Origin of the sequence: Micromonospora sp. S4605 (assembly GCF_003176715.1) — a bacterium.
Taxonomy (GTDB): domain Bacteria; phylum Actinomycetota; class Actinomycetes; order Mycobacteriales; family Micromonosporaceae; genus Micromonospora; species Micromonospora echinaurantiaca.
The window spans coordinates 1-18,719 of the sequence record NZ_QGSW01000249.1; the positions used below are offsets into that span (position 1 = coordinate 1).

Genomic DNA, 18,719 nt, shown 5'->3' on the forward strand with positions numbered 1-18,719 from the left:
GGTCTGGTTCGGGGGCCGGGGCGGGGATCTTGTACTCCTCGGTGAGCGTGGTGACCGGGCCGGGCCAGGTGGCCTGGGCGACCTCGATCGGCTTGCGCGCGCCGTCGTAGGCGACGTGCAGCAGGTGCAGCACCGGGGTGTCCGGGCGGATCTGCAGGATCTCCGCCTCCTCCCGGCTGGGCTGGCGGGCGCTGATCGTGTCGGTCGCCGAGACGTACCGCCGCCCGGTGGCCTCCTCGGCCTCCTGGTAGAGCGGCCGGCCGTACGCCTCGCTGCGTTCCAGTGAGGTGCCGGCGGCGTCGGCGGGCAGGAACCAGGAGGCGCCGACCTCGACCGGGGAGTCCTCGGTGCGGACCAGGTGCCGGCGGCAGATCAGCTCGGTGCCGTCGGGCACGCCGAACGCGTCGGCCACCTCGGGCGGGGCGGGGGCGCGGCCGACCGAGACCAGTTGCTGCCGGTACCGGGCGGCCAGGTCGGTGTGGTAGCCGCGGAAGCCGCCGTACCGTCCCCGGGAGAGCCGGTTGAGCCGCCGCCGGGTGCCCCGGACGTACGTGCCGGAGCCCGGCTTGGTGATCAGGATGCCCTCGACCCGCAGCTGGTCGACGGCGCGCTGCACGGTCTGCTTGGCCACCCCGAACATCTCGGCGATGGCCGGGATGGACGGCAGCCGCTCACCCGGCCCCCAGTCGCCGCGCCGCACCTGCGCCTTGAGCTGCGCGGCGATCTGCCGGTGCGGGAACTCCGCCGCGCCCGGATTGATCTGCATGCGTGCCTCCTCGATCACAGCTAGGTTCCTAGGATGGCCTAGCGGGTGTGACCACGCCACCCCGGACACGCCGACAGTCCCCGCCTCGGCGACCGAGCTGCGAAGCGGCCGAGGTTTCGCCAGCGGAGCCGAGAGCCCAGCGAAAGAGCGAGGCCAGGGAGTTTTCGGAGAAACGAACCGGGCCCCGGAACGGCTGTCCGGAGCCCGGTGGGCGAACGGGGAAGCGGGGGAGCGGGCTACCAGGAGCCGGCGGTCGGGCCGGCCGAGCCGCCGCGGCGGCGCAGGTACTTCTCGAACTCCTGGGCGATCTCGTCACCGGTCAGCGGGGTGATGCCCGCGTCGCCGACGCGCTCCTCCAACTCGCGCACGTACTCGCCGAGTTCGGCGTCCTGCTCGGCGGCGCTGCGTACCCGCTGCTCCCACTCGGCGGCCTCCTCGGCCAGGTCGGCCATCGGCACCGGCAGGTCGAGCACCTCCTCGACCCGGTGCAGCAGGGCGAGGGTGGCCTTGGGGCAGGGCGGGTTGTTGGCGTAGTGCGGCACGTGCACCCAGAACGAGACCGCGTCGACCTCGGCCCGGGTGCAGGCGTCGTGCAGCACCCCGACGATGCCGGTCGGCCCGTCGTAGCGGGTGGGGGTGAGCTGGTAGCGCTCGGCGGCCCGGGAGTCCGAGGCGCTGCCGCTGATCGGCAGCGGCCGGGTGTACGGCACGTCGGCCAGCAGCGCGCCGAGCAGCACCACCCGCTCGACCTCCAGGCTGTGGCAGATCTCCAGCACCTGCTCGCAGAAGGTGCGCCAGCGCATGCTCGGCTCGATGCCGCGGATCAGCACCACGTCGCGCTCGGTGCCCTCCGGGCTGGCCACCATGAACCGGGTGGTGGGCCACTGCACCCGGCGGGTCTCGCCCTCGGCCATGGTGATGGTCGGCCGGCTGACCTGGAAGTCGTAGAAGTCCTCCGGGTCCAGCTCGGTGACCTGCCGGGCGTTCCACACCTGCTCCAGGTGTTCAACTGCGGCGGTGGACGCGTCCGCGGCGTCGTTCCACCCCTCGAACGCGGCGATGGCCACCGGGGACCGCAGCACCGGCAGTCCGTCGAACTCGGTCACGCCGTCACCTCTCCCTGCTGGTCGCGGACGGTGCCGGGGCCGCGCCCGGTGTCCCGCCGGCCGGGCACGGGGGCGCTGCTGTTGTCCTTCACGTCCGCCAGCCTACGTCCCGGGGCCGGGCGCGGCCCGGTGGCCGCGCCGGTCGGCAGGCGGGAAGCAACGGGCATAAGCCTACAGATCAGACAGGGTGATCCCGCTGACAGTATCTGGGACAGGGGTATGGGCCGCGACGTGGCCGGGGGCGGCACACTAACCTGAACGGCGTGCGGACTTCGTTGCTCGACGTACTGGCAGACCGGATCCTGATCGCCGACGGCGCGATGGGGACGATGCTGCAGGCGGCCGACCTGACCCTTGACGACTTCGAGGGCCACGAGGGCTGCAACGAGGTCCTCAACGTGACCCGGCCGGACGTGGTCCGCGGCGTGCACGAGGCCTACCTCGCCGCCGGGGCGGACTGCGTCGAGACGAACACGTTCGGCGCCAACCTCGCCAACCTCGGCGAGTACGACATCGCCCACCGGATCCGGGAGCTCTCCGAGGCCGGCGCCCGGATCGCCCGCGAGGCGGCCGACGCGTTCGCCACCCCGGAGCGGCCCCGGTTCGTGCTCGGCTCAATCGGTCCCGGCACCAAGCTGCCCACCCTCGGCCACGCCGACTACGCCACCCTGCGGGACGCCTACCGGGAGAACGCCGCCGGCCTGATCGCCGGCGGCGCGGACGCCCTGATCATCGAGACCTGCCAGGACCTGCTCCAGGTCAAGGCGGCGGTGGTCGGCGCGAAGCGGGCGATGGCCGAGATCGGGTCGCGGGTGCCGATCATCTGCCACGTCACCGTGGAGACCACCGGCACCATGCTGCTGGGCAGCGAGATCGGCGCGGCGCTGACCGCGATCGAGCCGCTCGGGGTCGACCTGATCGGGCTGAACTGCGCCACCGGCCCGGCGGAGATGAGCGAGCACCTGCGCTACCTCTCCCAGCACGCCGGGCTGAGGCTGTCGGTGATGCCGAACGCCGGCCTGCCGCAGCTGACCGCCGACGGTGCGGTCTACCCCCTCACCCCGGTCGAGCTGGCCGACGCGCTGGAGCGGTTCGTCGCCGAGTACGGCGTATCGCTGATCGGTGGCTGCTGCGGCACCACGCCGGAGCACATCCGGGTGGTCGCCGAGCGGCTGCACGGCGCCCGGCCCGGCCCCCGCGAGCCCCGGCACGACGCCGGCGTCTCCTCGATCTACCACCACGTGCCGTTCGCCCAGGACGCCAGCGTGCTGATGGTCGGGGAGCGGACCAACGCCAACGGTTCCAAGGCGTTCCGCGAGGCGATGCTGGCCGCCGACTGGCAGGCCTGCGTGGAGATCGCCCGCAGCCAGGCCCGGGACGGCTCGCACCTGCTCGACCTCTGCGTCGACTACGTCGGTCGGGACGGCACGACGGACATGCGCGAGCTGGCCGGCCGGTTCGCCACCGCGTCCACCCTGCCGATCATGCTGGACTCCACCGAGCCGGCGGTCGTGGAGGCTGGCCTGGAGATGCTCGGCGGCCGGTGCGTGGTCAACTCGGTCAACTTCGAGGACGGCGACGGCCCCGAGTCGCGGTACGCCCGGGTGATGCCGGTGGTCGCGGAGCACGGCGCCGCCGTGGTCGCCCTGCTCATCGACGAGGAGGGCCAGGCCCGCACCAAGGACTGGAAGGTGCGCGTCGCCGGCCGGCTGATCGAGGACCTGACCGGGCGCTGGGGGCTGCGCCGCTCCGACATCCTGATCGACGCGCTGACCTTCCCGATCGCCACCGGCCAGGAGGAGACCCGGCGGGACGGCATCGAGACCATCGAGGCGATCCGGGAGATCGCCACCCGATGGCCGGGGGTCAACTTCACGCTGGGCATCTCCAACGTCTCGTTCGGGCTCAACCCGGCCGCCCGGCAGGTGCTCAACTCGGTCTTCCTGCACGAGTGCGTGCAGGCCGGGCTGACCTCGGCGATCGTGCACGCCAGCAAGATCCTGCCGATGTCGAAGATCCCCGACGAGCAGCGCGAGATCGCCCTCGACCTGGTCTACGACCGGCGGCGCGAGGGCTACGACCCAGTGCAGCGGTTCATCGAGATCTTCGAGGGCGTGGACGCCGCGTCGGCGCGCGCCGGCCGGGCCGAGGAACTGGCCGCGCTGCCGCTGGACGAGCGGCTCAAGCGGCGGATCATCGACGGCGAGCGCAACGGCCTGGAGGCCGACCTGGACGCCGCCATGGCCGGCGGCCGGACCCCGCTGTCGATCATCAACGACATCCTGTTGGACGGGATGAAGGTGGTCGGCGAGCTGTTCGGCTCCGGGCAGATGCAGTTGCCGTTCGTGCTCCAGTCCGCCGAGGTGATGAAGACCGCGGTGGCGTACCTCGAACCGCACATGGAGAAGGCCGACGACGGCGGCAAGGGCCGCATCGTGCTCGCCACCGTGAAGGGCGACGTGCACGACATCGGCAAGAACCTGGTGGACATCATCCTGTCCAACAACGGCTACGAGGTGGTGAACATCGGCATCAAGCAGCCGATCACCGCGATCCTCGACGCCGCCGAGGAGCACCGGGCCGATGCCATCGGCATGTCCGGGCTGCTGGTCAAGAGCACGGTCATCATGAAGGAGAACCTCGCCGAGATGGCCTCGCGCGGGGTCGCGGAGCGCTGGCCGGTGCTGCTCGGTGGGGCGGCGCTGACCCGGGCGTACGTCGAGGACGACCTGCGGTCGATGTTCCCCGGGCAGGTGCACTACGCCCGGGACGCGTTCGAGGGACTGTCCCTGATGGACCGGGTGATGGCCGCCAAGCGTGGCGGGGCGCCGGTGATCGACGCGGAGCGGGAGGCGGCACTGGCCGCCCGGCGGGCGCGCCGGGAGCGGCAGCGGGCCATCGTCAACGAGTCGCTGCCGGAGCTGGACGACGCCTCGGTCCGCTCGGACGTGGCGACCGACGTCGAGGTGCCCACGCCGCCGTTCTTCGGCACCCGGGTGGTCAAGGGCGTGCCGCTGGCCGACTACGCGGCGCTGCTCGACGAGCGGGCCACCTTCCTCGGCCAGTGGGGGCTGCGCGGCGCCCGGGGCGGCAAGGGACCGTCCTACGAGGAGCTGGTGGAGACCGAGGGCCGGCCGCGGCTGCGCTACTGGCTGGACCGGCTGATCGCCGACAAGGTGCTGGAGGCGGCCGTGGTCTACGGCTACTTCCCCGCCTACGCCGAGGGCAACGACCTGGTGGTGCTGGACGAGAACGGGCACGCCGAGCGGGCCCGGTTCTCCTTCCCGCGCCAGCGGCAGGAGCGGCGGCTCTGCCTGGCCGACTTCTTCCGCCCCCGGGGTGAGCAGCTGGACGTGGTGGCCCTGCAACTGGTCACCGTCGGCCAGCCGGTCAGCGAGTACGCGGCGAAGCTGTTCGCCCGCAACGAGTACCGCGACTACCTGGAGGTGCACGGGCTGTCGGTGCAGCTCACCGAGGCCCTCGCCGAGTACTGGCACAAGCGGGTCCGCGCCGAGCTGGCGCTGCCGGGTGGCCGTACGGTCGCCGACGACGACCCGGCGGACCTGGCCGGCCTGCTGCGCACCGACTACCGCGGTTGCCGGTACGCGTTCGGCTACCCGGCCTGCCCCGACCTGGAGGACCGGGCGAAGGTGGTGGAGCTGCTCGGCGCCGAGCGGATCGGGGTGCAGCTGTCGGAGGAGTTCCAGCTCATGCCGGAGCAGGCCACCGATGCGATCGTGGTGCACCACCCGGAGGCCAGCTACTTCAACGCCAAGTGACGCCTCGCCCCGCCTGAGAGAGACCACCCGCGCGGCCGAGCCGTGGACGAAACTGTCCCGGCGTGGTCTGCGGTGGGCGCTGGACGGTCCCGTCAGGGCTGGAACAGTTTCCAGTGCCCCTCGGAGACGACCTGGGCGGCGCCGTCGACCACCCTGATGGCGGTCTCATCGTCGATCGCGTACGTCGGCGCAGGAATCCGTGCCGCCCACCTCGCTGCGTTGGCCAAGGAAGCGTCGGGGTGGTCCGGGTGCTCCAGGTGCGGGATCACCGCGAAGTCAACGAGTCCCGCTCCCTGTCCCGTGACCAGGATTCTGTCGAGGTCACCCTGGGGCGAGGCGAACACGACGTCCTCCGACTTCAGCGGTCCATCGTTCCCGCGTGGCGGTTCGTCGTAGGTCTCGACGAAGGTGGAGGCAGCAGCGATGCTCCCGGCGCTCACGCCCACGTAGACCGCCTCGGAGCGCAGCGTCGGCAGGAGACCGGTCAAACCGGAGCGCCGCATCCAGTTGGCGAGAAACAGGGGGTCGCCGCCCCACACCAACAGTGCGTCGGCGTCCCGGACCGTTGGCACCCAGGTAGCCTCCTCGATGCTCGGCAGCGCCGTCAGCTCCAGGACCCCCAACGATTTCCAACCCAATTCACACAACGGCGCTGGAGCCTTGCCGCAGATCGCCCGCCACGCCATGCCGGGCCCGCCGGGGAAGGAGTAGACGGCGGTGGGGATAAAGAGGGCGTTGGACTCGGCGATCGGTTTGCCCAGCAGGTCAACCAGCGCGTCGTGGATGCTGCTGTTCTTGATCCCGGCCGATGTGAGGAGAGCTCTCATGTTCCTACCTTCCTGAGTGGTCCAGGTAGGGGACGGTAGCGGCTGGGTCGGACGTTGGGTCGATGTCGGCGTCGGGTGGTTGCCCCACAGGCACAGTCTGTCCACGGGCGCAGGACGGTGAGGTGCTCCGAACAGCGCCGGTCAGCCGATGGTCCACTTGCCACGTCCGGTCAGACTGGCAGTGTGAGACGGGACACAGGGGCGCGGGTCGTAGCCCTGGCCGTCTGCGTCCTGCTCTCAGCGGAGATCGGCGGGTGGCAGGGCTGGCGGAACGCGACGGTGGACCCGCCCGCACCTCCGGCGGTCTGCCCGCTCATCCGGTCGGCGGTGTTCGACCTCCTGGTTCCTGCGCGCGGTGCCCTGCGAACCGGGGAGCAGAACGGGCCCGGCCTGCGCTCGAACTACTGCCTGGCCGAGAGCGTGTCCACGACGGAGGGCGCACGCGCTGAGCTGTGGGTGTCCCTCGGGCGTTACGGGCGGCACGAGGGCCGTGGCCCGCGTTGCGTGGACCGAGATGGGCTGCTGACGGTCGTCAACAACGAGAATCATCCCGTTGCGCTCGGCGACCGCGCCGTCTACTTCATCGCGGGCGACCGCGAAACTGGCCGGCGCATCAACTTCTCGGCGTGCTTCGGCACCTACGGAGTGCTGGTCGAATACGAAGCGACTGGCGCCGCCGATACGGCGATGGTCGCCTCGGCCACCACCGTCGCCCAGGAGGTGCTGTCGTGGCTATGAACGGCCCCCCGTTTCCGTGGATTCCCGTTCCGGGAGACCTGCGACCCCGTGGCCTCGACCGCCGAATGCTCGTGCGGCAGTGGCTGCTGGCTGCTGCGGCGGTGTCCCTCATCATCGCCGCCGGCGTGGTCGCGTGGCACGTCGGCCGGCTGGCGGCACCCACGATCGGCAGGTGGCAGATCACCATCACCGACCAGACGAGGGACGCACCACCGCTACCCGACCTGCCGGCATCTCCGTTCGCGCGGTAACCGCGGCCGTCGATCGGGAGCGAGTGCCTGCGATGCCCGTGGCGTCGGGCGGCGGCGTCGTACCCGGTGTCGGGCCGGGTTCAGGCGATGAGCAGACGGAGGCCGAGGTCTACCGCGTCGAGATCGACGAGGTCGCGGTTACGTTCGGCCCACCGACCCGAGGCGAGGTCGTCACGGAGGCGGCGCACCGCGCGCTGCTCGGCCTCCGGCCCCACTCTCGCCCAGACCGATACTCCGCGACGGACATCCTCGTCCAGGTACGCCTCGGGTCGGCGCCAGTGCGCCTCGAAGAACCCGTCGACGCAGTCCCACGGAATGAGCACCGGTTCGACCCGGGCCTCGACCGCGTGGGCCAGGTCGGTCAGCGAAGGTCGGCCGACCAGGAGGTCCGCGACCTCGGGCAGGTAGTCACGAGTGAGCCAGAACCGGTGACGCCATCCGCTGTCAGTGGTGTCGTGCGTGAACACCACCACGCGGCGAGCGACGCGCCGCATCTCGCGCAGGCCGGCGATCGGGTCCGGCCAGTGATGGACGGAGGCGACCACCATCGCTGCGTCGAAGGAGTCGTCATGGAACGGCAGGTGCTCAGCGGATGCCGCCAGGCACGGCGCCGCGTCCGCGGGACGCTGCGAGCGCATGAGCGCCGACGGTTCCACCGCGAGGACGTGCCGGTCCGGGGGCTCGTACGACCCGGTGCCCGCCCCGACGTTCAACACCGTCCGGGCATCGCCGAGCGCGGCCCAGATCCGCGCAGCGATGCGCGGTTCGGTGCGGCGGGTCACGGTGTAGGTGGCTCCGATGGTGTCGTACAACTGCCCGCTGGTCATGACTCGGCCTCTCTGGTCGGTTGCCGCCGTTGTCCCCGCACGCCCCGCGGCCTGGCTAGGCGTATCGATGACCGGTGTTCATTCTCGGTCGCTGGCCGGTGGAGTGGTAGGCCACGCCCCGATCCCACAGCGAAGCCTCAGGAAGCGGTGCCGCACAGCTCGCGTCGCTCGGGCACTGCTCGAGGCCGGCCGACCGGTAGGCGCTCGGCGATGTATCCATCGATGTTCATCGCGACGAGGTACTGTGTCCGGGTCATCTGCGGAGGCTAGCGGCGGCCTGCGACGGAATCCCGACGAGCGGACGGCATCGGTCGAACCGCGACCGGCGGGTGTCTGGCGCAGCGGGCGATCCGGCGGCGGGCAGCGTGCGGCGACTGCTCCTACGATGACCCGGTGCTGATCATCGACTGGCTCTCCGAGGTTTGGCCGCGGACCCGGGCGGTACGCGTCCTCGACGGCGGTCTGGACGGCGGGCCGCTGGCGGAGCGCGCCGTGCTGGCCGAGACGCGCGACCCGGCTCGGCTGGCCCGGATGCGACGGCTCACCACTGTCGGCCGGTTCACCGGTGACGTCTGTCGGTGCCTCGGCGGGCCCACCCTGGCCCTGTACGACGCAGCGGACACGCTGCTCGGCAGCGCCACCCTGCATGGGCACGGCAGCGTCTCCTGGGAGCGGTCCAGGTTCGCCGACGACCTCGAGGTCGCCGAGCCCGAGGCGTTGACGCTGTTCCTGGCCGAGTGCGGGGTGACCGGGCTGCTGGTCGACCTGCTCGGCCCGCTCGTGTCGGCCCTCGGCTACGACGAGCCGCCGGACGGCCCACAGTTCCGTCCGGCCGGGGCTTCGGGGGTGCTGGCCGCCCGGGAGGTGCCCGAAGTGCTCCGCGACGACCTGGTCGCCGTCGCCGGCGACGACGCCGCGCAGCTTCCCGAGGACCGGGTACGCGGCCTCGCCGAGCGGTTGACCAGTGTGGAGCCGGATCCGGTGGCCCGGGCGGGTGCGTTGCTGAACTGGCTGGGCCGGCTACCGTTCCCGACGGAGGCGTTGTGGGGTGAGGGCGTCCTGGTGCGCCGGCTGCTCGCGGCACTGCCCGAGGGCGACATCGTGGCGGCGACGGCATCGGGTACGCCGGTTGCGGTGCTCGGCGCGGTGAACTGGGCGGCCCACCAGCCGGACGACCGCGCGATCGCCGCCGCCATCACGCCTACGCTGCTCGGCTGATCCACTGCGGATTTCCGTCACCCCGTGACCGGGTTCGGCCGTCGCCGGGCGGGACCGGGGGAAGCCCGGCAGGCTGTGGGGCGTGACGATTCGTACGGTGGCCATGACCTCAGGTGGTGGTCGCATGATCCAATTCCCTGGCAGGGTTGAGTGATGGCCGCCCAGCTTCGCGCTCGTCTGACCGACTGGACCGTGATCGTGCCGCTGCTGGCGGTGCTGCTGCTGGTCCTGACCTGGGGACGCGAGCTGTCCGGCCCGCTCGTCGTGGTGGTGGCCGCCTTCCTGGCCGGCGCGGTGCTGGCCGCCGTGCACCACGCCGAGGTGGTCGCACACCGGGTGGGGGAGCCGTTCGGCTCGCTGGTGCTCGCCGTGGCGGTCACCGTCATCGAGGTAGCCCTGATCGTCACGCTGATGATCAGCGGCGGGGAGAAGACCCAGTCGCTGGCCCGGGACACCGTCTTCGCCGCCGTGATGATCACCTGTAACGGGATCCTCGGCCTGTCGTTGCTGCTCGGCGCGCTGCGTCGGGGCGTGGCGGTGTTCAACTCCGAGGGCAGCGGCGGTGCGCTGGCCACCGTGGCCACCCTCGCCACGCTGAGCCTGGTGGTGCCGACCTTCACCACGAGCCGTCCCGGCCCGCAGTTCAGCCCGGCGCAGCTGGCCTTCGCCGCGGTGGCCTCGCTGGCGCTGTACGGGTTGTTCGTCTTGGTGCAGACCGGTCGGCACCGGGACTACTTCCTGCCGGTCACCAGCGAGGGCGCGGTGATCGAGAGCGACGGGCACGCCGCCCCGCCGTCGACCCGCAAAGCGCTGCTCAGCCTCGTGCTGCTGCTGATCTCGCTGGTCGCGGTGGTCGGGGACGCCAAGTCGGTTTCCCCGACGATCGAGGCCGCGACCGCCAGGGCCAACCTGCCGCACTCGTTCGTCGGCGTGCTGATCGCCCTGCTGGTGCTGCTGCCCGAGACCCTGGCCGCGGTGCGCGCGGCGCGCCGGGACCGGGTGCAGATCAGCCTCAACCTCGCCCTCGGTTCGGCGATGGCCAGCATCGGGCTGACCATCCCGGCGATAGCGCTGGCCATGATCTGGCTGGAGGGGCCGCTGGTGCTCGGCCTCGGCGGCACCCAGATGACCCTGCTCGCGCTCACCGTGGTCACCGGGGTGCTGACGGTGGTGCCGGGGCGGGCCACCCTGTTGCAGGGCGGCGTGCACCTGGTGCTGCTCGCCGCGTTCGTCTTCCTCGCCGCCAGCCCCTGAGCCGGCGCTGCCGCGACCGGCGCTGCCGTGCGGCCCCGGCGCCAGTGCACGCGACCCGGCGCCGCCGCGCGTCATCCGCCGTCGAGGCGGTCGGCCCGGGTGTGCAGGTAGCGCTGCTGGGCCAGGTTGGTCGACCGGGCGGCCGCCGCCCGGTAGACGTCCCGGGCGGCGGTACGGTCGCCGAGCAGTTCCAACAGATGCGCGCGGACGGCCGGCAGGCGGGCGTCCGCGCCGAGCCGGCCGTCGGCGGCCAGCGCGTCGACCAGCGCGAGTCCCGCCACCGCACCCTGGCTCATCGCCACCGCCACCGCGTGGTTGAGCGCCACCACCGGGCTGTCGGAGACCTGCCGCAGCACCTCGTACAGCGCGGTGATCTGGGCCCAGTCGGTCGCCTCGGCGCTGGGTGCCTCGTCGTGCACCGCAGCGATCGCCGCCTGCACCTGGTACGGCCCGACCCGGCCACGGGGGAGCGCGGCGGTGACCAGGGCGACGCCCTCGGCGATCTGGTCGGCCTTCCACCGGCTGCGGTCCTGCTCGGCCATCGGCACCAGTTCGCCGTGCGGGCCGGTGCGGGCCGGTGCCCGGGCGTCGGTGAGCAGCATCAGCGCGAGCAGCCCGGTGACCTCCGGATCGTCCGGCAGCAGCCGGTGCAGCAGGCGGGTCAGCCGGATCGCCTCGGCGGCCAGGTCGGCGCGGAGCAGCGCCGGCCCTGCGGTGCTCGCGTACCCCTCGTTGAAGATCAGGTAGAGCACGTGCAGGACGGCGGCGAGGCGCGCGGCGCGCTCGGGCCCGGCGGGCATCGCGAACGGCAGGCCGCTGTCGCGGATGCGCTGCTTGCCGCGGGTGATCCGGCGGGTCATCGTGGCCTCCGGCACCAGGAACGCCCGCGCCACCTCGGCGGTGCTCAGCCCGCCGACGGCGCGCAGGGTGAGCGCGATCTGGGAGGCCGGTGACAGCGCGGGATGGCAGCACAGGAACAGCAGGGTGAGGGTGTCGTCGGTGTCGGTCGGCGGGCGGTCCGCGGCCGGGGCCAGCCGCTGCTCCGGCAGCACCCGGCGGGCCACCGTCTCCTCCCGCCGCCGCCGCGCCTGCTCGCCGCGCAGCAGGTCGGTCAGCCGGCGGGACGCCACGGTGATCAGCCAGCCGCGCGGGTTGTCCGGTACGCCGTCGCGCGGCCAGCCGGTGGCCGCCGCGATCAGCGCCTCCTGGGTGGCGTCCTCGGCGGTGTCGAAGTGGCCGTACCGGCGCACGAGCGCGCCGAGGACCTGCGGCGCCAGCCGGCGCAACAGGTCCTCGACACGCTCCGCGGGCATCGCCGGTTCAACCGTCCAGGTCGGCGATGCCCTCGGCGACCGGCCGCACGTCCACGTACTCGCCGGGGGCGTCCGGGTTGACGAAACCGGCGGCGATCTCGGTGGCCCGGTCGAAGCTGTCGCACTCCACGATGGTGTAGCCGGCCAGCACCTCCTGCGTCTCCGGGTACGGCCCGTCGGTCACCACCGGCAGCCCGCCGCTGACCTGGACCCGGCGGGCGTGTACCGGGGCGACCAGCCCGCGCGCGTCCACCAGTTCGCCGGACTCGGCCAGCGCCTGGTGGCCCTTCTCCATGTGGGCGTGCATCGCGGCGACGTCCTCGGCCGACATGGCCGGCTTGCCGGTGGACCGGCCGGCCATCGCGTCGTAGTCGCGCTGGGAGCCGTACAGCAGGATCATGTACTTCATCTCGCGTCCTCCTCTTCGGCGCCGGTGCGGCGCCCTCACCGGAGACGTCGGCGCCGCCCGCCGGTTCCGGACACCGGAGGTGGAGCCTACGTCCGCGGTACGGGTGCACGGGTCGACTACCGTCGACGCATGACGATGTGGATGCTGCTCGGCGGTGTGGCGGCGGTGATCCTCGGGGCGGTCGCCTGGGTGGGCTGGCGGGACCGCCGGCGACTCAGCGGGCCGGACGACACGCGCGCCGACCGGGACGCCCGCGCCAGCCAGCACGCGCACGAGGCGCAGCGGCACGCCTCCCCGGGGCAGGAGTGGTCGGCGCGCAACGACACGCAGGGGTTCTGAACGCTCCGCGCGGGTGAACCGGCGCGGCTGTCGCCCCGTAGATCATGGCGAGGGCATGACGGACGTGCCGTCGGGGTACTGCACGGGCATCGCCGACGCCGGGAGGGGCACTGTGACGGCAGGTAGGCACGGGTGGTCGCGCGGGTCGCTGGCCGGGCTGGTGGTGGCGCTGGTGGCCACCGCCGGGTGCTTCGTCGGCGGGGTGTCCGAACCGGGCACGGAGGAACCGGCGCCACGGCAGCCCGCTTCGTCGGCGTCACCCGGGGCGGAGCAGACCCGGGCGGACGGCACCACCAGCGTCGCCGAGTTCCAGCAGGACGTCCGCGACGCGCAGAGCATCGCCGAACGGTACTGGGCCCAGCAGTTCCAGGCCTCGGGGCAGCAGTTCCGGCCGGTCCGGCGGATCATCCCGTACCAGCGCGGCGGTGAGGTGACCTGCGGCGGGCAGGAGATCCCGCGCAACAACGCGGTCTACTGCTCGGCCGGCGACTTCATCGCCTACGACGTGCGCTGGTCGGTGGGGGCGTTCCGCCAGGTCGGCGACGCGTTCGTGTTCTACCTGCTCGGCCACGAGTACGCGCACGCCATCCAGGTCCGCCTCGGCATCCGCTACAGCTTCACCATCCAGCAGGAGCTGCAGGCGGACTGCATGGCCGGGGCGTACCTGGGGGACTCGGTGCGCGGCGGGGTGCTGACCCTCGACGAGGGCGACCTGGACGAGTTCCGCGACGGGCTGCTCGCGGTCGGCGACGACCCCGACCAGCCCTGGTTCGCGGAGGGTTCGCACGGCACCGCCGAACAGCGCACCGAGTCCTTCTTCCGCGGCTACGAGCGGTCCCTGGCGGCCTGCGACCTCGGCTGAGCGGTCCCGGTCAACCCTCGTCCCACCACTGGCTCACCCGCACGGACGCGCCGCCGCCGTTGTCGCCCAGGTTGGGGTCGTTGAAGGAGAAGGTCACCCGGGGGTTCGGGCCGGCGCTGAAGTAGAGGATGCAGCCGCTGTCCGTGCCGACCGGGAACCACCGTCCGGGGCCGTAGGACAGGCCGTTCTTCAGCACCAGCACGGACCCGTCGGAGACCTTGGCGATCAGCGCGTACCGGAGGGCGTCCGGCGCCGGCCACCCGCTGCCGCCCGGAGGCCACTCGCCGGCGATGGACTTCTGGGTGCCCCAGTGGTCGATGCGGATCTTGCCCTGCGCGGACACCCGGAGCACGTCCCGGTCCCGGATGCCCACCGGAGTCGGCCACACGGTCTGCCGGTTGCCCGGCGCCGCCCAGGGTTGGTCGTCGATGTTCTGTGGCGGGGCCAGGTCGTAGCAGCGGTCCAGCGGCAGGTTCGCCGCCGCGGCCGGGGCCGCCGGCCAGAGCGCGGCGGTGGCCGCGAGGACGACAACGGTGCACCGGGAGAGCAGGGATCGGACGCGCATCGGCGACCTCCTCAGGCGACGGGCCGCCGCGTCGGCGGCCGGCTGCGCCCAGTCTGCGACCGGGCCGCAAGCCCGCCGCCCGGGCGCGGCCGGAGCCTGGTCGCGGAGCCGACCGTCGGACAGGTCACCCGGACGGCACCTCGCCCCGGCAGCCGTACGGGAAGTTGAGAGGATCGCGGGGTGACCACTGATCCGCTGCCCAGCCGCCATCCCGCCGCCGTGCTCTTCGACATGGACGGCACCCTGGTCGACAGCGAGAAGCTGTGGGACGTCGCGCTGCACGAACTGGCGGCCGAGTACGGCGGCACCCTCTCCGACGCGGCCCGCAAGGCGATGGTCGGCACCAGCATGGCCGCGTCGATGCGGCTGCTGCACGACGACCTGGGCCAGCCGGAACGCGACCCGCAGGTCAGCGCGGCGTGGATCGACGCCCGGATCCTGGAGTTGTTCCGCACCGGCCTGCGCTGGCGTCCCGGCGCGCTGACCCTGCTGCGGGCGGTCCGGGGGGCGGGCATCCCCACCGCCCTGGTCACCTCCAGCGGCCGGCCGCTGGTCGAGGTGGCGCTGGACACCCTGGGCCGGGACAGCTTCGACGCGGTGGTGTGCGGCGACGAGGTGGACGCCACCAAGCCGCACCCGGAGCCGTACCTGACCGCCGCCCGGCTGCTCGACGTGCCGATCGCCCGCTGCGTGGCGATCGAGGACTCGCCGACCGGGGTGGCCAGCGCGCTCGCCGCCGGGGCGGCGGTGCTCGCCGTACCCGCCGAGGTGCCGATCGCCGCGACGGCCGGCGTACACCAGGTGGAGAGCCTGACCGCCGCGGACCTGGAGCTGCTGGCCGCCCTGCTGGGCGAACCGCCGACCGGATGACGCGACGGAGGGGCCCGCCAATCGGCGGACCCCTCCGTCTGCGACGGCGATCTCAGTCGTGGGCGATGGCGCCCAGCACGTTGATCCGGGCGGCGCGGACCGCCGGCAGCACCGCGGCGATCACGCCGACGAGCGCGGCCAGGCCGAGCATGACGCCCATCTGGTCCCAGGGCAGCACCAGGTCGGTGATCCCCTCGTCCTTGAGCGCCTCGACCACCGCGGCGCCGAGCCCGCTGCCGACCGCCACGCCGAGCAGCGCGCCGAACACCGAGATCACCACAGCCTCGACGGTGATCATGCGCATGGTCTGCGCCCGGCGCAGCCCGATCGCCCGCAGCAGGCCCAGCTCGCGGGTGCGCTCCAGCACCGACAGCGCCAGCGTGTTGATGATGCCGAGCACGGCGATCACGATGGCCAGCGCCAGCAGAATCTGGATCATCGTGAGCAGCCCGTCCAGCTGGCCGGCCTGCTGCTCGATGAACGCGTCCCGGTCGGCCACCGACACCTCGGGGGAGTCGGCCAGCAACGCCTCGACCTGCGGCTGCACCGAGGCCACGGGGGTGCCCGGGGCCAGCTGGATGAAGCCCTGGATCGGCTGCGGGATGGTGAAGTCGCGGGCCGCCGCCGGCGGCAGCACCACCGGGTTGGTCAGCTGCGAGCTGGCGTAGATGCCGCTGACCGTGTAGGTGCGGGCCTCGCCCCGGGCCAACTGCACCGGCACCTGGGAGCCGACGGAGAGCCCGCGCGACTTCGCGGTGTCCGAGCTGACCAGCATCTGGTCCGGCGCGAGCCGGTCGATGTCACCGGCGGTCGGGGTGGCCCCGAAGATCTGTCGCAGCGAGGCCACCTCGCTGCTGGCCGCCACCCAGGTCCGCTCGCCGCCGACCAGCGCCATGTCGCCGTACTCGCCGTCGACCAGGCGGACGCCGGGGATCGCCGCGGCCTTCTCCAGCACCGCCGGGTCGAAGCTCGGCGGCCGCGGGCCGCTCTGCATGCCGGCGATCACCAGCTCGGCCTTGATGGTGTCCTGGGCCAGGCCGCTGATGCTGCTCTTCGCCGAGTCCAGGATCACCGTAACGCCGGTGACCAGCGCGATGCCGACCATCAGCGCGGCGGCGGTGATGGCGGTACGCCGCGGGTTGCGGCCGGAGTTGAGCCGGCCCAGCTTGCCCGGCACCGACCAGGCGAAGATCGCCCCGAGCAGGCTCACCACCGGCCGGCTGATCAGCGGGGTCAGCAACGCCACGCCGATGAAGGCGAACAGCACGCCGCCGAGGATGGTGACCAGGGTGTTGTCGCCGGCGTTGCCGGTGAGGCCCAGGGCCAGCAGCGTGGCGCCGATCGCGGTGACCACCCCACCGGCGACGGTGATCTTGGTCAGCGGCCGGTCCGGGGTGGCCACGTCCTGCATCGCCGCGATCGGCGGGATCCGGGACGCCCGCAGCGCCGGCAGCAGCGCCGCCACCACGGTGATGATCAGGCCGACGGCGAACGCGCCGATCACCGCCGACGCCGGCACGCCGAGCCCGGCCAGGGTGAGCCCGCCGGCGAAGGTGCTGAACAGGTACGCCAGCAGCGCGCCGATGCCGATGCCGGCGCCCAGGCCGAGCACCGAGGCGATCAGGCCGACCGCGATGGCCTCCAGCACCACCGAGCCGATGATCTGCTTGCCGCTGGCGCCGATGGCCCGCATCAGCGCCAGTTCGCGGGTGCGCTGGGCCACGATGATCGAGAAGGTGTTCAGGATCAGGAAGGTGCCCACCAGCAGCGCCACCGCGGCGAAGCCGAGCAGGATCCGGTTGAAGAAGGTCAGCGCCTCCTTGAAGCCCTCGGCGGCCTCGGTGGACAGCTGCTCGCCGGTCTTCACCACGTAGCCGCCGCCCAGGGCGGCCGAGACCGCGTCGCGCAGCGACTCGTCGGACACCCCGCCGGCCGCCGTCACCGACACGCTGTTGAAGGTGTCAGGCTCGCCCAGCATGAGCCGCTGCGCCACCGGCGTGGTGAACATGATCTCGTTGGCGCCGCCGATCGAGTCCCGGTCACCGCTGTAACCGAAGATCCCGACGATGGTGAACTCCTGCTTCGGCTGCATCGGGGTGAGCACGCCCACCCGATCGCCGAGCTTCACCTTGCCGGCGGCGGCCAGGCCCTTGTTGATGACGATCTCGTCGTCGGCACGCGGCTCGCGCCCCTCGCGCAGCCGCACCACCTCCGACTCGCCCGTCCAGTTCTCGCCGAGCTGCGGCGGACCGAACGAGGCGACCGCCTTGCCGTTGCTGCCGACCAGCCGCGCCCCGTCGGCGGCGACCACGCCGGTGGCCTCGGCCACCCCGGGCACCGTCCGGACGGTGTCGACCGTGGCCGCCGGGAACGGCGGGGCGGTCTGCTCGCCCTCCATCTCCGACACCGCGATCTTCGGCTTCGCGGCGACGTTGACGTCGATCCCCTCGTACGCGTCGGCGAAGATCGCGTCGAAGGAGCGGCCGAGGGTGTCGGTGAGCACGAAGGCGCCGGAGACGAACATGACCCCGAGCACCACCGCCAGGCCGGACAGGATGAGCCGGACCTTGCGGGCCAGCAGGCTCTTCAGTGTCGCCCGGAACATCAGTTGCCCACCTCGGCGGCGTGGGTGTCCAGCTTCTTCATGGTGTCCAGCACCGTCTCGGCGGTCGGCTCGATCAGCTCGGAGACGATCTGCCCGTCGGCGAGGAAGACCACCCGGTCGGCGTACGCGGCGGCGGTCGGGTCGTGAGTGACCATGACGATGGTCTGCCCGTGCTCGCGTACCGAGTTGCGCAGGAAGTTGAGCACCTCGGCGCCGGCCCGGGAGTCCAGGTTGCCGGTCGGCTCGTCGGCGAAGATCACCTCGGGGCGGGAGACCAGCGCCCGGGCGCAGGCCACCCGCTGCTGCTGACCGCCGGAGAGCTGCGCCGGGCGGTGGTCCAGCCGGTCCCGCAGCCCGACCGTGGCGATCACCGTGTCGTACCAGGCCGGGTCGGGCTTGCGGCCGGCGATCGACAGCGGCAGCAGGATGTTCTCCTTGGCCGTCAGCGTCGGCAGCAGGTTGAACTGCTGGAAGATGAAGCCCACCTTGTCCCGGCGCAGCTTCGTCAGGCCCGAGTCGCCGAGGCCGGTGACCGTGGTGTCGCCGATCGACACGGTGCCCCGGGTCACCGAGTCCAGCCCGGCCAGGCAGTGCATCAGCGTCGACTTGCCCGACCCGGACGGGCCCATGATCGCCGTGAACCGGCCCTGCTCGAACTCCGCGGTCACCCCCCGCAGCGCGACGACCTGCGCCTCGCCGCTGCCGTACACCTTCCACACGTCGTTCGCCCGGGCCGCGGCCTGCGCCTGCCGGCCTACCGTCGCGGTCACGTCATGCACCTCTTCCGTCTGGTTTTGATCCGCGCCGCCCCCGCTGGTCCGGCGCGGCAGTCCCCATCATCTGTGCTCCGCGGCGGCGATCCGTCCGACTCCGGGTGGAAGCGGTGCGGATTTCGCGCTGCGGGTGCCCCCCACCGCCGGCTCAGGGTTGCCCCTGAGCCGGCCGCCGGGCCGGCGGGTTTCCGCCGGCCGGGGACCGATCCTGCACATT

16 protein-coding genes and 1 pseudogene are annotated in these 18,719 nt (G+C 72.5%); 8 read left to right on the forward strand and 9 right to left on the reverse strand.

From position 1 onward, the window contains the following. Together DLJ47_RS22180 and DLJ47_RS22185 are read right to left on the reverse strand one after the other, a co-directional pair. Nucleotides 1–766: GntR family transcriptional regulator (locus tag DLJ47_RS22180; RefSeq protein ID WP_109902428.1), on the reverse strand; the 766-nt coding region annotated here is incomplete at its 3' end. Between the two features lie 236 nt (nt 767–1,002). After that, a complete protein-coding gene (locus DLJ47_RS22185) occupies nt 1,003–1,872 on the reverse strand; it encodes a PAC2 family protein (protein ID WP_088993729.1) in 870 nt (289 codons plus the stop codon). Between the two features lie 263 nt (nt 1,873–2,135). Here DLJ47_RS22185 and metH point away from each other — a divergent pair, with 263 nt between their 5' ends. After that, nucleotides 2,136–5,651: a methionine synthase gene (gene metH, locus DLJ47_RS22190; RefSeq protein ID WP_199235963.1), complete on the forward strand. Its 3,516-nt coding sequence runs from the start codon at nt 2,136–2,138 to the stop codon at nt 5,649–5,651. 92 nt (nt 5,652–5,743) lie between these two features. Here the strand turns inward: metH and DLJ47_RS22195 are convergent, their stop codons facing one another. After that, entirely contained in the window at nt 5,744–6,478 is a 735-nt protein-coding gene (locus tag DLJ47_RS22195) for a Type 1 glutamine amidotransferase-like domain-containing protein (protein WP_109902354.1), read from the reverse strand. Between the two features lie 327 nt (nt 6,479–6,805). On the opposite strand from DLJ47_RS22195, the gene DLJ47_RS22200 reads away from it, so the two are divergent. Then, a complete protein-coding gene (locus DLJ47_RS22200) occupies nt 6,806–7,216 on the forward strand; it encodes a hypothetical protein (RefSeq protein ID WP_146228165.1) in 411 nt (136 codons plus the stop codon). A 65-nt stretch (nt 7,217–7,281) separates the two neighbouring features. Continuing rightward, nucleotides 7,282–7,467 carry a hypothetical protein gene (locus DLJ47_RS22205; protein WP_109902358.1) on the forward strand — a complete coding sequence of 62 codons (186 nt, stop codon included), beginning with the start codon at nt 7,282–7,284 and terminating at the stop codon, nt 7,465–7,467. An 80-nt stretch (nt 7,468–7,547) separates the two neighbouring features. Here the strand turns inward: DLJ47_RS22205 and DLJ47_RS22210 are convergent. Beyond that, a pseudogene (locus DLJ47_RS22210) lies at nt 7,548–8,282 on the reverse strand (class I SAM-dependent methyltransferase); the annotation flags it as partial. Nucleotides 8,283–8,687: 405 nt separating this feature from the next. On the opposite strand from DLJ47_RS22210, the gene DLJ47_RS36375 reads away from it, so the two are divergent. Both DLJ47_RS36375 and DLJ47_RS22220 read left to right on the forward strand, forming a co-directional pair. Further along, on the forward strand, nt 8,688–9,512 hold the full coding sequence (locus tag DLJ47_RS36375) for a hypothetical protein (RefSeq protein ID WP_199235964.1): 825 nt from the start codon (nt 8,688–8,690) through the stop codon (nt 9,510–9,512). 153 nt (nt 9,513–9,665) lie between these two features. Further along, nucleotides 9,666–10,766: a calcium:proton antiporter gene (locus tag DLJ47_RS22220; RefSeq protein WP_109902362.1), complete on the forward strand. Its 1,101-nt coding sequence runs from the start codon at nt 9,666–9,668 to the stop codon at nt 10,764–10,766. Nucleotides 10,767–10,837: 71 nt separating this feature from the next. Here DLJ47_RS22220 and DLJ47_RS22225 read toward each other — a convergent pair whose 3' ends face one another. Together DLJ47_RS22225 and DLJ47_RS22230 are read right to left on the reverse strand one after the other, a co-directional pair. Beyond that, nucleotides 10,838–12,079: an RNA polymerase sigma factor gene (locus DLJ47_RS22225; protein WP_109902364.1), complete on the reverse strand. Its 1,242-nt coding sequence runs from the start codon at nt 12,077–12,079 to the stop codon at nt 10,838–10,840. 7 nt (nt 12,080–12,086) lie between these two features. Further along, nucleotides 12,087–12,488 (reverse strand): YciI family protein, encoded by a 402-nt coding sequence (locus DLJ47_RS22230; protein ID WP_109902366.1) that lies wholly within the window; start codon nt 12,486–12,488, stop codon nt 12,087–12,089. Between the two features lie 129 nt (nt 12,489–12,617). Here DLJ47_RS22230 and DLJ47_RS22235 point away from each other — a divergent pair, with 129 nt between their 5' ends. After that, complete coding sequence (locus tag DLJ47_RS22235; protein WP_109902368.1) at nt 12,618–12,827, forward strand: hypothetical protein; 210 nt, start codon at nt 12,618–12,620, stop codon at nt 12,825–12,827. 112 nt (nt 12,828–12,939) lie between these two features. Next, the gene (locus DLJ47_RS22240; RefSeq protein WP_233257953.1) at nt 12,940–13,689 is read left to right on the forward strand and encodes a neutral zinc metallopeptidase; all 750 of its coding nucleotides are present in this window, start codon (nt 12,940–12,942) and stop codon (nt 13,687–13,689) included. 10 nt (nt 13,690–13,699) lie between these two features. On the opposite strand, the gene DLJ47_RS22245 is transcribed toward DLJ47_RS22240, so the two are convergent. Next, nucleotides 13,700–14,254, reverse strand: coding sequence for a hypothetical protein (locus DLJ47_RS22245; RefSeq protein ID WP_109902372.1), 555 nt, complete (start codon nt 14,252–14,254; stop codon nt 13,700–13,702). A gap of 219 nt (nt 14,255–14,473) precedes the next feature. Here DLJ47_RS22245 and DLJ47_RS22250 point away from each other — a divergent pair, with 219 nt between their 5' ends. Beyond that, nucleotides 14,474–15,124, forward strand: coding sequence for an HAD family hydrolase (locus DLJ47_RS22250; protein ID WP_109902374.1), 651 nt, complete (start codon nt 14,474–14,476; stop codon nt 15,122–15,124). A 52-nt stretch (nt 15,125–15,176) separates the two neighbouring features. On the opposite strand, the gene DLJ47_RS22255 is transcribed toward DLJ47_RS22250, so the two are convergent. Beyond that, the gene (locus tag DLJ47_RS22255) at nt 15,177–17,729 is read right to left on the reverse strand and encodes an ABC transporter permease (RefSeq protein WP_109902376.1); all 2,553 of its coding nucleotides are present in this window, start codon (nt 17,727–17,729) and stop codon (nt 15,177–15,179) included. Next, on the reverse strand, nt 17,729–18,499 hold the full coding sequence (locus DLJ47_RS22260) for an ABC transporter ATP-binding protein (RefSeq protein WP_088993741.1): 771 nt from the start codon (nt 18,497–18,499) through the stop codon (nt 17,729–17,731). The genes DLJ47_RS22255 and DLJ47_RS22260 overlap by 1 nt, the downstream gene beginning before the upstream one ends. Nucleotides 18,500–18,719: the final 220 nt, after the last annotated feature.

Excerpts from the sequence above, each read along its gene's own strand:
- DLJ47_RS22255 (WP_109902376.1), bottom strand. The coding sequence starts at position 17,729 with ATGTTCCGGGCGACACTGAAGAGCCTGCTGGCCCGCAAGGTCCGGCTC.
- DLJ47_RS22220 (WP_109902362.1), top strand. The coding sequence starts at position 9,666 with ATGGCCGCCCAGCTTCGCGCTCGTCTGACCGACTGGACCGTGATCGTG.
- DLJ47_RS22205 (WP_109902358.1), top strand. The coding sequence starts at position 7,282 with ATGCTCGTGCGGCAGTGGCTGCTGGCTGCTGCGGCGGTGTCCCTCATC.
- DLJ47_RS22225 (WP_109902364.1), bottom strand. The coding sequence starts at position 12,079 with ATGCCCGCGGAGCGTGTCGAGGACCTGTTGCGCCGGCTGGCGCCGCAG.
- DLJ47_RS22195 (WP_109902354.1), bottom strand. The coding sequence starts at position 6,478 with ATGAGAGCTCTCCTCACATCGGCCGGGATCAAGAACAGCAGCATCCAC.
- DLJ47_RS22245 (WP_109902372.1), bottom strand. The coding sequence starts at position 14,254 with ATGCGCGTCCGATCCCTGCTCTCCCGGTGCACCGTTGTCGTCCTCGCG.
- DLJ47_RS22230 (WP_109902366.1), bottom strand. The coding sequence starts at position 12,488 with ATGAAGTACATGATCCTGCTGTACGGCTCCCAGCGCGACTACGACGCG.
- DLJ47_RS22235 (WP_109902368.1), top strand. The coding sequence starts at position 12,618 with ATGACGATGTGGATGCTGCTCGGCGGTGTGGCGGCGGTGATCCTCGGG.